The following is a 16,385-nucleotide window of genomic DNA, read 5'->3' on the forward strand; positions in this document are numbered from 1 at the left end:
GAAGTTGTTCACCCTTATTGGATTGGGTGGGCAGCCAAGCCGTCCCTGGAAATAGCTCCCGCATTAGACCGTACCCTAAACCGACACAGGTGGACAGGTAGAGTATACCAAGGCGCTTGAGAGAACTATGCTGAAGGAACTCGGCAAATTGCTCCCGTAAGTTCGCGAGAAGGGAGCCTGGCTTTGCGCAAGCAATGTCCAGGGGCACAGACCAGGGGGTGGCGACTGTTTACTAAAAACACAGGGCTCTGCGAAGTCGCAAGACGACGTATAGGGTCTGACGCCTGCCCGGTGCCGGAAGGTTAAAAGGAGGAGTGCAAGCTCCGAATTGAAGCCCCGGTAAACGGCGGCCGTAACTATAACGGTCCTAAGGTAGCGAAATTCCTTGTCGGGTAAGTTCCGACCTGCACGAATGGCGTAACGACTTCCCCGCTGTCTCCAGCATAGGCTCAGCGAAATTGAATTCTCCGTGAAGATGCGGAGTTCCCGCGGTCAGACGGAAAGACCCCGTGCACCTTTACTACAGCTTCGCAGTGGCGTTAGCGATAATTTGTGTAGGATAGGCGGGAGACTTTGAAGCCATGGCGCCAGTCGTGGTGGAGTCATCCTTGAAATACCGCCCTGATTATTGTTGACGTCTAACCGCGGTCCATGAACCTGGATCCGGGACCCTGCGTGGTGGGTAGTTTGACTGGGGCGGTCGCCTCCCAAAGAGTAACGGAGGCGCGCGATGGTGGGCTCAGAGCGGTCGGAAATCGCTCGTTGAGTGCAATGGCATAAGCCCGCCTGACTGAGAGACTGACAGGTCGATCAGAGTCGAAAGACGGCCATAGTGATCCGGTGGTCCCGCATGGAAGGGCCATCGCTCAACGGATAAAAGGTACGCCGGGGATAACAGGCTGATGATGCCCAAGAGTCCATATCGACGGCATTGTTTGGCACCTCGATGTCGGCTCATCGCATCCTGGGGCTGGAGCAGGTCCCAAGGGTTTGGCTGTTCGCCAATTAAAGCGGTACGTGAGCTGGGTTTAGAACGTCGTGAGACAGTTCGGTCCCTATCTGCCGTGGGTGTTGAATACTTGAGAGGAGCTGTCCCTAGTACGAGAGGACCGGGATGGACGTATCTCTGGTGGACCTGTTGTCGCGCCAGCGGCATAGCAGGGTAGCTATATACGGAAGGGATAACCGCTGAATGCATCTAAGCGGGAAGCCCCCCTCAAAACCAGGTATTCCTTGAGAGTCGTGGAAGACTACCACGTTGATAGGCCAGGTGTGGAAGTGTGGCGACACATGAAGCTAACTGGTACTAATAGCTCGATTGGCTTGATCTCTGAGTTCATGCACGGCGAACGCCTCGTTCGCGTGTGTAAGAGCGTCGGAAATCTGGATGTCTCAATGATTTTGGATCAAACGCGCCGACCGGGTGGTTTTTGCGAGGGGACCCCACCCGTTCCCATTCCGAACACGGCCGTTAAGACCCTCTGCGCCGATGGTACTATGTCTTAAGGCATGGGAGAGTAGGTCGCTGCCCGGTCTGCCCGTTTGATCTGACCCTGATCTGAACTCAATGAAAAGAAAGCCCCGTCGGTTCGCCGCGGGGCTTTTTTTGTTGCGCGAGTCAATTAGGGTGCCGGCCGAGTTTCATTTTAGTTTGAGGTGTCCAGGCCCATGAAGAAGTCCAGCATTGTTATTGCATTTCTGCCTCTTTTATCTTTGGCCTGTGCTACGCCTGTCAGCAGATCCATCGAATTTACAAGCGAGTCAGATCTAGCGATGGTGATTTGGCCAGAGACATTGGTCTTCACAACGATCCATTTGCGCCGCCTGGACATGGAAAACGGTCGATCAGCAGAGGCGGCATTTTCTGTATATGACAATTCGGATTTACGCGCGCGTCTTGTTTCTAACCGTCTAGGAGCCAGTTTTGTTCAGCCGGGCTTCTATGCGGTTACTCATTTCGATCGGCGCGAATTTGAATCCTTGGATACAATGATGGTGCATCAATATTGTACGGAGCGCCTAACGGTAGCATTTGAATTGCGAGCCGGTGTGGTGAACATCATTGATCCAGAGGAATTTCTGATTGCGTTAGGTGTCGTCGGATTTGGGCATGAGTTGGCTCTTGTTGAGCCTGAATCGGTGCAAATTGCCCTCGAAGGATATCCGCAGGTAACGGCACCTCTTCGCGTCGTTGATACCGTGTCGACCGTTCAGTTTGACGCGGAATCCATAAATGAAAGCATATCGATATGCGTTGAAGAAGGGGCGCCATTTGTTTTGGACGGAGAGGCGGTTAGTCTTTCGGAAATCCACGATCAAACGTTTGTTCGGAAATAAATTGCCGGTTAGTCGGCGTAGGTTGTTTTATTCCGGCGTTTGTTGATTTGACGTCACTCTGCATCCCCACAAAAATGTTCCTTGCCGGGACCCGACTTTGGTCCTTTCTACTCGAAGCGGTTTAGGAATCGCGCATTTAATACCGGGTCGAACCTGTCGAGCGTTAGCCGTCCCGGACGAGAATGACATTGCGTCCCAGGTCACTTCTGACGCGATAGCCTTTTGAAATCGCAAGTGCGACGGGATCTGTCTCCGGCGAGGCCAGGATTTGCTCGACAATCAGACAAGCCGGCCATCGGCTTTCCGTCGCGGTCTCAAAAAAGGGCGCGAGGATCTGATGTTCAAAACCTTCAACGTCGATCTTCATGGCATCGATGGATTGGATGCCCTTCATTTCGACATAGTCCGCCAGCGTCAGCGCCTCGACCTTGATGGTCTCTCCGCCACTTCCAAGCCCGCTTTCACCGCGATTGTGCCGGTTGATATGAAATTCCAACGTCCCGCGCTTGTCTGAAAGCGCAATTTCGTCGAGTGCAACAGTGGCTTTGGGAGCCGAAGCCGCCGCATTAAACCGGAACCGCCGCGCCATTTCGGGCTGGGCTTCAATCGCAAAAAAGAACGTATCGTCAGGGGCTTGGACAGCAAGGTGCAGTGTGTAAGCGCCGCAATTGGCACCAACATCCACAAACACGAAGCCGGGCTTCAAGAGGGCGGAGAGATAGGCCAGTTCCACAGGATCAAACCGCCCGGGCGAGAGAAGTAAGCGCTTTTCCGAGAGGTTATCCTTCGGGTAAAGGCGCGCTTTGAAATCAAGCGTTTCCACATCCGCAAACTGGGGCGCGAAATATCCCGCGAGCCGTGACCATGTCTTGCTGTTGTGAACCCGGGATTGATCAAGGCAGTATTTGAACACCCCCTTGGGCGCAGCTTGTCCCCAATCTGAATCGATGTGCTCAGCCATGACAGATGCTTAGGCGAGCGCGCGCCTTCGGCCAAGCTGTCATATGCGTGTTACAGGGCTTGCAAGGCGGCGGGGCATGTCCTAGATACGCCGTCCCGCCAGCAATGGCGCGGTTCTTGACGCGGGGTGGAGCAGCCCGGTAGCTCGTCAGGCTCATAACCTGAAGGTCGTAGGTTCAAATCCTACCCCCGCACCCAAAAAGCCCGTCAGCTCTCTGAGTTGGCGGGTTTTTCGTTGAGGCTACACACCGGGTGGCTGGAAAATCCAGCCCATCGTTTCACCGCCATGAAACGGCACAATTTCGATCCCATCAGCGGTCATGATTTCAGGGACAGGTTGCGGCGAGCGCCTCAGTTGAGCCTCGCCTTCATTCTTCGGCAGTTGATAGAATTTCGGACCAAACTCCGAAGCAAATCCCTCGAGCCGGTCCAGCGCGCCCATCTCGTCAAACGTCTGCGCATAGCTTTCCAGCGCGTTCGGCGCGGAGAATATCCCAGCACACCCACACGCGCTTTCTTTATCACTTCGTTGATGCGGGGCAGAATCGGTTCCGAGAAAAAACTTCGGATTGCCAGATACCGCCGCCTTGCGAAGCGCCTCGCGGTGGAGGCGTCTTTTGGCAACCGGCAAGCAATAGGCATGCGGGCGCATGCCGCCCTTGAACATATCATTCCGGTCGATCCGCAAATGATGCGCGGTGATGGTTGCGGCAATCGTCTCAGGTCCGTTTTCGACGAACCGGACGGAGTCTTCCGTCGTAATATGCTCCAACACGACCCGAAGGCGTGGGAAGGCCTTCATGACCGGGGCCAGGACCTGATCGAGGAAGACGGCCTCCCGGTCGAAAATATCAATATCGGCGGACACCACTTCGCCATGCACCAGTAAGGGCATGTCGATTTCCTGCATTCGCTCCAGAACGCGCCATATATTTTTAACATCCGAGACGCCCGAGGCGGAATTCGTGGTCGCGTTGGCCGGATAGAGCTTGCAGGCCGTGAAAACGCCAGACTTGAACCCGCTTGCTATCTCTTCCGGATCTATCGTGTCTGTCAGATAGGCCGTCATCAGAGGTTCGAATTTGCGCCCTGCGGGTAGCGCCGCGAGGATGCGGTCGCGATACGCTGCGCCCATGGCCTCTGTTGTAATGGGCGGAACCAGGTTTGGCATCACTATCGCGCGGGCAAATTGACGGGCTGTATAGTCCGCACAGAAAGCCAGCATGTCGCCATCTCGAAGATGGACGTGCCAATCGTCCGGGGCGCGGATTGTAAGGGTTTCAGAAGTCCCGCCGCTCGGGGATGTCAGCGTATCGGTCACCAGAATGCCCGCCTCGGTTCGAATCCATTGTGAGCTAAACGCACTGCATCAGATTTGCAATGCGGCACTCGGTAATGCGAGGCGATTTGGACAAGAAAAAACCGGCCTCGAAATGATCGAGGCCGGTTTTGGCATTCATATGCGGTTCTGTGTTATTCAGCGACCGCGACGTTGACTTCGGTGTTGCGCGGCGCGGCAGCCCGGACATAAGGGGCCACATGGCCCTCATACTTGCCAAAGTTCTGGATGAACATGTCACACAGCCTGGACGCTTGGGAATCATAAGCAGACGCATCCGCCCAGGTTGAGCGCGGATCAAGAATGCTTGTCTCTACTCCCGGCACTTCGGTAGGGACCATGAAGCCGAAATTCGGGTCTTCCCGGAAAGTTGCAGAGTTCAAACTGCCGTCCAGCGCAGCATTCAATAGCGCGCGCGTCGCTTTGATGGGCATACGTTCGCCTTCGCCATAGGCACCGCCCGTCCAGCCTGTATTGACAAGCCAACAGTTGACGCTGTGCTCGGCGATAAGCTCACGCAACAGAGCGCCATATTCGGCCGGATGACGCGGCATGAAGGGCCCGCCAAAGCAGGCAGAAAAAGTCGCGGTCGGTTCGGTGACACCTTTTTCCGTGCCAGCCACCTTAGCGGTGTAACCAGAGAGGAAGTGGTACATGGCCTGAGCCGGCGTCAGCTTGGCGATCGGCGGCATGATACCGAAGGCATCACAGGTCAGCATGATCAGGTTATTGGGCTGGCCGCAGCGGCCTGTGTCGGAGGCATTCGGGATCGCATCAATGGGATAAGCGCCACGGCTGTTTTCCGCCAGCGTCGCATCATCCAGATCAAGTTCGCGTGTTGCCGGGTCCATCACGACGTTTTCCAGAACGGTGCCCCAGCGCTTGGTCGTTGCATATATTTCCGGTTCTGCCTTCGGATCCAGACGGATCATCTTGGCATAGCAACCCCCTTCGAAATTGAAGAGGCCGTTTTCCGACCAGCCATGTTCATCATCGCCGACCAGCGTGCGGCTGGCATCAGCGGAAAGAGTGGTTTTGCCGGTTCCTGACAGGCCAAAGAAAATGGCGGCATTGTCGCCATCCGTATTGACCGAGCAGTGCATCGGCATGATGCCTTTGGCGGGCAGAAGATAATTCAGAATGGTGAAGACGGATTTTTTCGTTTCACCTGCATAGGACGTGCCCCCGATCAGCACGATCTTTTCGGCAAAATTCACAGCAATCACGGTTTCGCTGCGACAGCCATGGCGAGCCGGGTCGGCTTTGAAGCTGGGCAGATTGATGATGGTGAATTCCGGATCAAAGCCTTCCAACTCGCTGGCGTCAGGCCGGCGGAGCAAATGACGGATAAACAGCGAATGCCAGGCGAATTCGGTGACAACGCGGACCGGAAGGCGATGATCGAGATCGGCACCGCCGAACAGGTCCTGAACGAACAATTCCTGCGCGGCCATATGGGATTTGAAATCTTCCCAGAGCACGTCGAAGTGTTCCTGTGTCATCGCCGCATTGGTTTCCCACCAGACGGTATTCTCGGTGGTTTCATCGCGCACCGTGAACTTGTCTCTTGCGGAGCGGCCGGTGTGTTGACCGGTCTTCACAACAAGCGCTCCGCCTTTTGCGATTTCGCCTTCGCCTCGGCGGACCGATTCCTGATACAAAACAGGCTCTGACCAATTATGAAATAACGGCCCCGTCTGGGAAATGCCGAGATAGGCCAGAATATCCGAAGTGCGGTCATTTGCCTGATTCAACATGAAATCCCCCGGAATGTTGAATGCCGCCGAAAACGGCTTGTCGTGTTCAAAATAGCAGGTTGGCGGGTCGGAGTTCTCCCTAAGCGACGACGCCGTCCGCATCAAGTGGTTTCTCCTCGTGCAAGAGCAGGGCCAGATAACGATTTATGTCTCTGGCAACGGGATATGCTCATTTTCGTCCGGCGGCAGAGTAAAATATGTGTTCTCGAACGCGGCATCGGCAGCGGCTCGCCAATCAGCTTTCGCTTTTTCGAGGCGATCTTTGCTCGAGGAAACAAAATTCCAGAAAATGTGACGCTCGCCTTCCAGATGGCCACCGCCGCACATAATCAAGCGGGCATCCCGGACGGTGCGAATTGCGATCGAGGCTTCATCATCCAGGATGATCATTTCGCCTTCGCCAAACAGCCGCCCATCGATCTCGATTTCTCCGCTGACAACATAAACCGCGCGTTCTTCGTGTTCATCTGTCAGCTTGAAGATGGCGCCTTCCTTCGTTTCCGCATGAAGATAGAAAATTGGCGAGAAAACTTTCACGGGCGCGGTTTCGCCATAGGCTGTTCCCAATATCAGCCGCATCCAAACGCCTTCGCGTTCGATCACGGGCAACTCATCCACCTTGTGATGGTGGAATGACGGTTCAATGTCTTCGATTTCAGTCGGCAAGGCGACCCAGGTCTGGATGCCGTGAAGTTTGTGACCCGCAGCCCGGGTTTCGGGGCCGGTCCGTTCGGAATGAACAATCCCGCGGCCGGCGGTCATCCAGTTTACATCACCGGGCTTGATCGTCTGATGGACGCCCAGCGTATCGCGATGGTCCATTTCGCCGTCGAACAGATAGGTGACGGTGGCGAGCCCGATATGAGGGTGCGGACGCACGTCTACGCCCTTACCAGGTGCAAACTCGGCCGGGCCCATGTGGTCGAAGAAGATGAAGGGGCCAACCAGCCGCCGCTTTGCCACTGGAATCAATCGCCTCACGGTAAATCCGCCCAGATCCTTTGCGCGCCCGCTAATCGTCATTTCAATCATGGATGCCTGCTCCCTCGCGCTTGGAAACATACCGCTATTTTTCTGGAATTGGCTATCTTTCAGTGCCCCCAATGCTTGAGGGGCCTTAATGTGCGCGTTAGCGTGAGGGACACGGTTATGGGGAGTCTTTAAATGAAATTGCCAATCGCAAGCCTGCTTACCCTGGCGCTTTCCACTGCAGCTTTCGCGCAGGATACGCCGGTTATCAGCGATGAGCAGGCTGAGATTGCCCGGCAGCTGATGGAGCAAGGCCTGACAGCAGATACGGGGTTGGAGGTTGTCCGGTCATTGACCACCGAGGTCGGCCCTCGCCTTGGAGGCTCACAGCAGGAGGCCAGAGCGCGCGATTGGGCAGTTCAGATGTTTGCTGAGCTGGGCTTTGAAAATGTCCGGATCGAGACATTCGATATGCCGTTCTGGGATCGCGGTGATATTTCGCTGGAAATTTCGGCCCCCTTTCCTCAACCCATGCTCGGCACGGCCTTAGGTGGGTCGGGTGGAACGCCTGAAGGCGGGATCGAGGCCGAGCTCGTTTTCTTCGACAGTTTCGATGCTTTGCAAGACTTTGAAGGTTCGCTTGAGGGGCGGCTCGTTTATGTGAATGACCGGATGGTGCGGGCCCAGACCGGCGCGGGCTATGGCCCGGCGAACCGGAAACGCCAACTGGCCTGGCTGGAAGCACAGGCGCGCGGTGCCGAAGGTGTGCTGATCCGTTCTGTCGGAACAAGTACCCACCGGTTTCCGCATACCGGCATGATGACAACCCCCAGCGAGAACACAGTTCAGGCCAATCGGCATTCGCAAACGGTTCTGGATTATCTGAATTCCGAACATCCGGATTTTCTTGAGACGCCGGTCCGCGCCGAGATCCCGGCTATCGCGATTTCTGCTCCGGATGCGGACCAGATCGAACGCATACATGAGGCCGGAGAGACTGTTCAAATCCGGCTTGATGTCGAGGCCGGCTGGCAGGGCACGGTCCAGTCCGGAAACGTCATAGCCGAAATTCCCGGCCGTGAATTGCCGGATGAGATCGTGCTGATTGGTGCCCATCTGGATAGCTGGGATGAAGCGACAGGCGCGCTGGATGATGGGGCAGGTGTTGGAATTGTAACCGGCGCTGCGCATTTGATTGCTTCTTTGCCACGCGCGCCGCGGCGCACCATTCAGATCGTATTATTTGGTGCTGAAGAGGTTGGCCTTCTTGGTGCCTTTGCCTACGCCCGAGATAATTCGGACCATGTCGGGAATATAGTGCTGGCATCGGAGTCCGATTTCGGCGCTGGACATGTCTGGTCATTGACGTCATGGGCCAGCGATGAAGGAACAGCTTTCCTGGACGAGACACAGGAGCTGATCGCGCCGCTGGGCATCATTCGGGGCAGCCGGGTCTCTCGTAGCGGCGGGCCGGACATAATTCCGTTGGCAGCGCGGGGCGTCCCTGTTTTTCGTTTGACGCAACATGGCAGCGATTATTTCGACTATCACCACACGCCTGACGATACGGTCGATAAGATCGACCCGGATGCCTTCGCCCAGAATGTTGCAGCCTGGGCCGCTGTTACGTGGCTGGCGGCGGAAACGCCCGTCGAATTCCGAACGCAGGATGAATGAGGCGAACACCGTCCAGACACTATTGGGCTTAGCAGCCCCTTAACGGCCCCAATTGGGGCCGTTCTGCCATCTACGCCGCGAAAAGGCCTTTCGCGTGCGGTTATTGCACCGCGATTCAAGACGACTTTACCCCTGCGAGGGATTTCCGGCGGGCCCGCCCGCTAATCGCGCTGGGGGCGATCATGGAAATCGCAATTGTCGCAGGGACTCGGCCTGAAATACTCAAAATGGCGCCGATATACCGGCCGTTGGCGCTTGCCGGTTTCTCGCCTGTCTGGATCGCAACAGGCCAGCATGGCGATCTCGCAACGCAAGCGCTCAATGCCGTTGGAATAGAAGCGGATATGCATCTCGAAGGCGGTTGGGATGCCCGGTCTCTCACAAACCTTTCTGCCGGATTGCTCGATCAGCTTGGAAGACGTTTTGAATATAACCGGCCAGACGCCGTCCTCGTTCAGGGTGATACGGCGAGCGCCTATGCGGGTGCCCTTGCTGCTCATCTTCACAGAATTCCGGTAGGTCATATCGAAGCCGGGTTGCGCAGCGGTGACCCCAACAATCCCTTCCCCGAAGAGAGCTTCCGGCGGCTGATCGCCCCGATCGCTGATTTTCATTTCGCGCCCACGCGACTGGCGCAGAAGAATCTCCGCCTCGACGGGGTGAAGCCCCGGCAGATCTGGATCACGGGCAATACCATCATCGATACAGTACTCGACATGGCCGGAAAGACCCGCCGGCCCGAAGTGCTGGACGCGCGTCAACCCGGCGAAAAACTGGTTCTTCTAACCACGCATCGCCGCGAGAATTGGGGCGAGGGGATTGAAGCTGTTTGCCGGGCCGCAAAAGCGCTCGCCGAACGGCATCCGGATATCCGGATCGTCTTTCCGGCCCATTCAAATCCGCGTGTTTGCCAGACCGTCGATCAGCATCTCGGCGATGTGGAGCGGATTCACGTTATCGCACCGCTTTCCTATCCGGAATTCATTGCGGTCCTGAAGGAAAGCTATCTCGTCCTTTCGGATTCCGGTGGTGTCCAGGAAGAAGCGCCCAGCTTTGATGTTCCCGTTCTGGTGTTGCGGGAAACAACCGAGCGCAAGGAAGCGATCGATGCCGGAGTTGCCAAACTGGTCGGAACCGATCCTGACCGCATCCTGTCCGCGGCGGAACAGCTACTGCTTGATCCCAAGGCCTATGATGAAATGGCGGGTCGAAATAACCCGTTCGGTGATGGCAAGGCCAGTGAACGCATTGCCGCAATTCTGCAAGACCAACTCGTCCCCGCCCACGACGTAAAGCAGGCCGGGTAATGGAGGCGGTTGATCCCCTCTTCGCCCAGGTGATGGCAGGTGAGGCCGGGCTTCTTGCCTGGATTGAGGCTGTGCTGGCGCAACTGTTTTCAGGCGAGGCGATCCAGCTTTACTGGACCGTTCTCAGCTGGCTGACCGTTTACGCCGCGCTGGCCATCTTTGTCTCATCGGCAGACGATACCTTTCTGGACATCTATTTCTGGGTGCTGACCGCCCAACGTGTCATCACGCGGCCTTTCCGGCGCGTCCCGTCCATGCGCCAGTTGCACCAAATGCCTCAGAAAAAGCTCGCCGTTATGGTGCCCGCCTGGCACGAGGCTGACGTGATCGGGCGCATGCTCGTGAACACGCTGAAAACCATGGATTATAAGAACTATGAGATTTTCGTGGGGGTCTATCCGAATGACCAGGAAACCATTGACGAGGTCCAACGCATCGTCAGGCAAAATGACGGGATCAACATCGCCTATGTCGGCCACAATGGTCCGACCTGTAAGGCGGATAATCTCAACTGGATGATTGCCGGTATTGTGCGCCGGGAAGAAGAGATTGGCCAACGCTTCGATGGCATCTTGATGCAGGATTCAGAGGACGTCATTCATCCGATGTCCTTCAAAGTCATCAACGCCTATCTCGACAAGGCCGACATGTTGCAATTGCCGGTGCTATCAATGCCGCGCAAATGGACCGCGCTGACCGCATGTCATTACATGGATGAATTCGCCGAATGGCATGGCAAGGATTTGATTGCCCGCTCCCACATGACAGATCTGGTGCCGTCCGCAGGCGTAGCCACGGCGTTTAGCCGCGAGGCAATTGAGCTTTTGCGCCGGGAACGCAATGAACAACCCTTCAATGTCGATTCATTGACCGAAGATTACGACATAGGCCACCGCTTTTATGAGGCGGGCCTCATATCCATGTTCGTGCGGTATTGGGCGCGCATGCCCTATGGCACGCGCAAAGCCTGGTTCGCCAATCGCGATGTCACGAAATACCGGCGCGAACTGGTCTCGACCCGGGAGTTTTTCCCGGATGTCGCTAAAATCTCTGTGCGTCAGAAGTCCAGGTGGATGCTGGGCATTTCCTATCTTGGCTGGAAGCAGCTGGGTTGGATCGGCCCGGCCTCGCATCGCTACTTTCTTTACCGGGACCGCAAGGCCATCTGGACCGCGCCGACTGGCATGCTGGCTTATGCCATATTGTTGCAGTGGGCGCTTTACTGGCTGATCGCGACGCTCTTTCCGCAAGCCGGTTCGCTGCCGCCCTTGATCGACCCGGAGAGCTGGGTCTGGGCGATCGTGCTGATCAATTTCGTTTTCCTGGTGAACCGCGTTGTGCACCGGTTGATTTTTACCGGGTGTGCGCATGGCCCGAAATACATGCTGCTCGCTCCGATCCGCATGGTCTGGGCCAACTGGATTGGTTATCTCGCCTCCATGCGCGCCGCCCGCCGCTATCTCTGGCACGTCATCAGTGGCAATCGGATCACCTGGGACAAAACCATGCATGCCTACCCCTCCATGGCCGAACTTGGTCAGGGGGAGGGCGGTCGGTTGGGCGAAGCGCTGATTTATTGGGGATCAATCGATGAAAGCCAGTTGCAGAGGGCGTTGTCGATCCAGGAAGAAGAATACCGACCGCTTGGACTGCTCCTCATGGATCTCGGAGAGATCACGGACGATCAACTGGCCGACGCGGTGGCCGAGCACAAAGGACTGGAACGGGTCGAACTGGATCCGCTGGCAACCAAACCTGACGTGATGAAAAAGTTTCCGCGCAACCTTGCGGCTAAATATGGCGCCTTCCCGATCGAAAAAGCTGGCCGCAATCTCAAACTGGCGGTCGGAGAACCGCTCAGCGAACAGCAGTTGCATAATCTGCGCACAAAGCTGGGTCGGGGTATAAAACTCGTCGTCGCGCCGATCAGTGATGTCAGTTTCGGTATTCGTTTCGCGTACCAGCCAACGCAACTGGAAACCGATATCCGCACAGCGCGTATCTTGCGCCGCCTTTCCCTTCTGGATGAAACCGAGACAGAAGTTGTCTGGCGAAGCTTGCGCAAGGATTGGACCCGGCTGGGCGATCATCTTGTCCGGCGTGGTGCCTTAACGCACGCCCAGCTGTTGACCCAACAAAAAGGCATCGATGCCGAGGATGAAGACGCTTTGGGCCAATCCCTGGTCCAGAAACGCCTGATCCATAAAAACGACCTTGCCGCCGCCCGAGCGGCCCAGCCAAGCCGTCCGCTTGGCTACCTGCAACGCGCCAAGACACTTGGATATCTCTCTGACGTCGATCTCGCAGAGATCCAGGAAAATCATGCTGAATTAATGAAGGAGGATGCCTGATGTCCCGATATTATGGAAAAGGCTGGATTGCCTCCTCAGCGAGCAAACCTCGCCTGCGAATTATATTGGCTTCAACGGCGTCGTTCAGCGCGATGACTTTCGCTGTCTCCGCTGGCGCTGACCAGACCGCCATTGATCTCGATCAGATGCGAGTTGATGCGCAAAATCTTGCACGGCAGAGCGGTTGTGTGGCCGCGCTTCCGGACCTTGAAACCGCTGCAGGCTACAGCCGCCGGGCGCTCGACTGGATCGCCGTGGGCGAATGCGCCGTCGCGGCGGGTAATAGCGAAGCGGCAGCTGAGGCCTTCTGGCAAGCGGTGATTTATCGTCAGCAGCTCGATGAAGGACAAAGGGCTTATGCGTTCCGCAGCCTGGGTTATCAGGCTGAAACTGCCAATCAGTTCTCCCGTGCGGCCATCGGATGGAATGAGACAGCCAGTTTAACAGGCGAAGCGGGAGATCTGCTTATGGCGGCGCGTGCGGCGCGCCTTGACGGCCGTCCTCAAGCGTCAGCCGCAAGACTGCAACATCTTGAGGCAGAAGCGCTTAGCGGTTCGTCATTGGCGCTCTATTATGAAGAGCGCGCGCTCTCCCTGGCAGACCTCCAACCCGCCGCGGCCGCCATGTATCTGGCTCAGGCAATAAATATCGAAGACCGGGCCTATCGTCGCTATCAGCGCGGGCTCTATCTTGAACGCGCCGGAGATCAACGCGCAGCTCTGGCAGAGTTCCAGGCTGCACTTCAGGCCGAACCGCAAAATACCGATATTCTCCTCTCAACGGCTTATGCAGCCCGCCGAGCGGGTGATGACGCGTTGGCGACGCGCCTGTTCGAGCGGGTAATCCAGCTTAATCCTGATCGCCCCGAACTTCGAGAAGAGCTAGGATATGCGCAGATTGCAGCTGATCAGGAAGAGGCCGCCGCGGAAACCTTCCGTATCGCCATTACAAATGTGACGCCTCACGAAAACGAGACGGCAGACGAGCATGAGGAGCGTCTCTACCGGCTCCGCCGTCAGGTCGAACAGCTGGAGGGCCGAACATATGGAGTCGTCTTTGCGTCTTATCGCGACGGAAGTGCTCCAACGGCGATAAGCCTGCCTGAAACAGGGCCCAATGAGACCCAGCTGGGTGGAGAGTTTGGTTGGCGGCCCGATGCGCTGAACACCGCAAATACAGGCCTGACTCTCTTTGGGCGAGGGTATGCGTCTGCCGACGCGGGAACAATCCAGCTAAATGAGGAAAGTCTTCAATTTGGCGCGGGCGCACGCTGGAAACCTTTTGCCAGCCATGACTTCTATCTGTCGGGAGAAAGATTGATCGCCGGTGGCGATCTGGCGCGAGACGCATGGCTTCTGCGCGCCAGTTATGGCTGGTCAGACGGGTTGGATTGGAACCCGGTACGTTCGAACTGGAACTACACGACTGTCTTTGCTGATCTCGCCTACATTCCCGACAATCCAGAATTTCTCTCGGCCTATGCCTCTGTCCGTCAGGGACGTCGCTTCCAGACTGGCGAGCGCTGGACTGTCACGCCTTATGTGACGGCAGTGGGTCAATGGTCGGATGATACATTCCAGACGCGAGAGCGGCTGGAGGTTGGCCCCGGCGTGGTCTTCACGCACTGGTTTGATGAAGACGCCACAACAGCCCCGCGCCAGCGGGTAGATTTCGAAATGGAATATCGCTTCGGCGTTGGTGATACGGACGATGAAGCCTTCATCGCGCGCGCGGTCTGGCACTTCTAGTGAGTTAAGGAAACGTGTTCAGGCAAGCGCCGATGCCGGGATAATCTGCCAGCTCACACCGATGCCAAGCTGATTGAAGACCTGGGTCCAGTAGGCGCGAAGCGCGCCGGATTGCTCCGTTTCCCAATTGGGCCGTTCGATCAGATGAATCTCCATCGTCACGCCCGCCAGCGCCAGATCATATTGGTCACGAATGGCTTGCACAGTTTCCGCAACGGGCGGCAAGCGGTCGGGCAGGGAGCCACGAGCCCGCCCGTATACCGTGAAGATGTCCGAGTTCTGCAACATATCGGAGACCAGAACGATCCGGCGGCCAGGCACGGTCTGGGCCATGGACGGGTCTTGTACCAACTCGGCCAGAGCTTCCAGGATCGGGCTTTGCGGGGCTTCTTTTGGAACAACCAGATCTGCCAGTGCGCTTTGCAGAGGGGCGTCGAACAGCGCTTCATAGCGCGCCTGTATGCGATCGGGATTCCGGTAAAGCGGATTGACCTGATCGCCGCTGCCCGGATTGCAGAGTGAAAACTCGTTGGTATCTGCCAGACGGCCGGTTTCATCCAGTTCGAAAAGTGACAGCCGTTCGCCGACGGCAAGGTTGTCGCGCTCGTTCAATATGATCCGCTCGATCGCGGCGGCTTGTTGCGGCGAGTAGATATCGGTCTTGTCAATAATAACGACGCGGTGCGGTGGGACGATTTCCGCAATGCAAAGCGTGTCAGGGTCGAACTCAGCCGGGCGGAGGGTGAGCGCGAAATAGCTCACCCCGGCAATAACGCCCGCCACAATAATCAAGTTGAATATGCCCAGTAGGTCGCGACCACTCATGATTCACCTCCCGACGGAAGCCGGATCAGCGAGGACGAGCCGATCCGAAGTCTTCCGCCATGTCCATTAGCAGCAATTGCGCTTCGGCAATCTGCTCTTCCGGTGCATTGCGGCCCCCCGCCGCTTTCTTGACCACACGGTTCAATTCACGTGCCGAGCGCTCTGCGCGGCGTTGCACCACGCCAAAGCCCGGAATGGCATCGTCAAACGTGCGGCCTTTGTAAGCAGCGATGATGGCAAAGGTCAGACCCAAAGTCAGCAGGAGATACGCATCCAGCGTCTGGAAGGAGAACGGGTTGGCGAACACCGACTGGATTGGCGCGATCAACTCGCCTGTGATCTCTGTTCCACCTAGCGCCAGCGAGGCAGCATGGATTTCAAGAAGGTCGCGGTAATGAGCGGCAGCAAGATTGAGGATCACAATGAAGGTGACAGCAATCGGCAAGCCCACAGCAGCAGCGATAAAAGACCAACGTTTCTGAGGGTTCGTGAGGTGCCGCAGGCATAGATAACCGATTACAAAGAAAGCCGAGATGACGTTCACAAAAGAGATTGTGATGGCCTGAAGCCAACCACCCAGAAGGCCCAGGTCAGAGCTGCTGGAGAAGAAGTAGGCGTTCGCCAGCCCTTCAAAAAGGATCAGGACTGCCAGAACCGAAAAGGTCAGAATGTGGGAATCGGGATAGATCGCGGAGCGCTCGATTGGTTTTCCGGCGCTGCCTTTGGTTTCCTTGCCGATCGGATCATCAAACGCCCAACCGGACGTCCGGCGGAAAGCCCGAAGGTTCTCGAAGTCGCGTCGTGCGCGGGATAACGCGAATTGCAGGTCAAAGTCCTGAATATGCGTGCCATTTGCGAAATGATCGCTGGCCAGTGAACGCGCGCCATGATCGCGTTCATTCTCCGGTTTGTAGAATTGGCGCGTCGCCGTTTCCTCGAGTCCGTTTGCAGCCATGATCTCCCCCTTTTCAAAGTTCTCAGACAGCCCACGCCGGGGTCGGCGCAAAGATGGGTTAACCATGAAATGTGGCAGATTGCGGCGGCAATGCGGGCACAATTGGGGTCTTTTGATGTGCAATCGGAACGCGCCGTTTATGTTGCGTTCATCAAGGAGC

11 protein-coding genes, 1 tRNA gene and 2 rRNA genes (1 of these 14 running past the window's edge) are annotated in these 16,385 nt (G+C 56.6%); 8 read left to right on the top strand and 6 right to left on the bottom strand.

Going from position 1 to position 16,385, the window contains the following annotated elements; genetic code table 11:
* From ACO079_RS01300 to ACO079_RS01310, 3 genes are all read left to right on the top strand, one after another.
* Positions 1-1,331 (top strand): 23S ribosomal RNA (locus ACO079_RS01300) (it extends 1,399 nt beyond the left edge of the window).
* Positions 1,332-1,419: 88 nt separating this feature from the next.
* Positions 1,420-1,534 (top strand): 5S ribosomal RNA (gene rrf / locus ACO079_RS01305).
* A gap of 134 nt (positions 1,535-1,668) precedes the next feature.
* On the top strand, positions 1,669-2,337 hold the full coding sequence (locus ACO079_RS01310) for a hypothetical protein (protein WP_421791225.1): 669 nt from the start codon (positions 1,669-1,671) through the stop codon (positions 2,335-2,337).
* A gap of 163 nt (positions 2,338-2,500) precedes the next feature.
* Here the strand turns inward: ACO079_RS01310 and ACO079_RS01315 are convergent, their stop codons facing one another.
* Positions 2,501-3,298, bottom strand: a complete 798-nt coding sequence (locus tag ACO079_RS01315) for an FkbM family methyltransferase (RefSeq protein WP_421791226.1) — start codon at positions 3,296-3,298, stop codon at positions 2,501-2,503.
* A gap of 120 nt (positions 3,299-3,418) precedes the next feature.
* Between ACO079_RS01315 and ACO079_RS01320 the strand changes: the two genes are divergently transcribed.
* Positions 3,419-3,495, top strand: a tRNA-Met gene (locus ACO079_RS01320).
* Between the two features lie 43 nt (positions 3,496-3,538).
* On the opposite strand, the gene pyrC is transcribed toward ACO079_RS01320, so the two are convergent.
* The 3 genes from pyrC to ACO079_RS01335 all read right to left on the bottom strand — a co-directional run bounded on the left by pyrC (position 3,539) and on the right by ACO079_RS01335 (position 7,425).
* On the bottom strand, positions 3,539-4,618 hold the full coding sequence (pyrC, locus tag ACO079_RS01325) for a dihydroorotase (RefSeq protein ID WP_421791227.1): 1,080 nt from the start codon (positions 4,616-4,618) through the stop codon (positions 3,539-3,541).
* Positions 4,619-4,770: 152 nt separating this feature from the next.
* Entirely contained in the window at positions 4,771-6,393 is a 1,623-nt protein-coding gene (locus ACO079_RS01330; protein WP_421792904.1) for a phosphoenolpyruvate carboxykinase, read from the bottom strand.
* A 144-nt stretch (positions 6,394-6,537) separates the two neighbouring features.
* The gene (locus tag ACO079_RS01335) at positions 6,538-7,425 is read right to left on the bottom strand and encodes a pirin family protein (protein ID WP_421791229.1); all 888 of its coding nucleotides are present in this window, start codon (positions 7,423-7,425) and stop codon (positions 6,538-6,540) included.
* A gap of 756 nt (positions 7,426-8,181) precedes the next feature.
* Between ACO079_RS01335 and ACO079_RS01340 the strand changes: the two genes are divergently transcribed.
* From ACO079_RS01340 to ACO079_RS01355, 4 genes are all read left to right on the top strand, one after another.
* Complete coding sequence (locus tag ACO079_RS01340; protein ID WP_421792905.1) at positions 8,182-9,039, top strand: M28 family peptidase; 858 nt, start codon at positions 8,182-8,184, stop codon at positions 9,037-9,039.
* A gap of 182 nt (positions 9,040-9,221) precedes the next feature.
* Positions 9,222-10,346 (top strand): non-hydrolyzing UDP-N-acetylglucosamine 2-epimerase, encoded by a 1,125-nt coding sequence (gene wecB, locus ACO079_RS01345; protein ID WP_421791230.1) that lies wholly within the window; start codon positions 9,222-9,224, stop codon positions 10,344-10,346.
* Positions 10,346-12,697 carry a glycosyl transferase family protein gene (locus ACO079_RS01350; protein WP_421791232.1) on the top strand — a complete coding sequence of 784 codons (2,352 nt, stop codon included), beginning with the start codon at positions 10,346-10,348 and terminating at the stop codon, positions 12,695-12,697. Before wecB ends, ACO079_RS01350 begins: the two co-directional genes overlap by 1 nt.
* Positions 12,697-14,445, top strand: a complete 1,749-nt coding sequence (locus ACO079_RS01355; protein WP_421791234.1) for an NfrA family protein — start codon at positions 12,697-12,699, stop codon at positions 14,443-14,445. Before ACO079_RS01350 ends, ACO079_RS01355 begins: the two co-directional genes overlap by 1 nt.
* Positions 14,446-14,463: 18 nt before the next feature.
* Here ACO079_RS01355 and ACO079_RS01360 read toward each other — a convergent pair whose 3' ends face one another.
* Both ACO079_RS01360 and ACO079_RS01365 read right to left on the bottom strand, forming a co-directional pair.
* A complete protein-coding gene (locus tag ACO079_RS01360) occupies positions 14,464-15,270 on the bottom strand; it encodes a hypothetical protein (protein WP_421791235.1) in 807 nt (268 codons plus the stop codon).
* A 25-nt stretch (positions 15,271-15,295) separates the two neighbouring features.
* On the bottom strand, positions 15,296-16,225 hold the full coding sequence (locus ACO079_RS01365; RefSeq protein WP_421791237.1) for a hypothetical protein: 930 nt from the start codon (positions 16,223-16,225) through the stop codon (positions 15,296-15,298).
* Positions 16,226-16,385: the final 160 nt, after the last annotated feature.

It is taken from the genome of Hyphobacterium sp., assembly GCF_965228115.1.
Taxonomy (GTDB): Bacteria; Pseudomonadota; Alphaproteobacteria; order Caulobacterales; family Maricaulaceae; genus Hyphobacterium.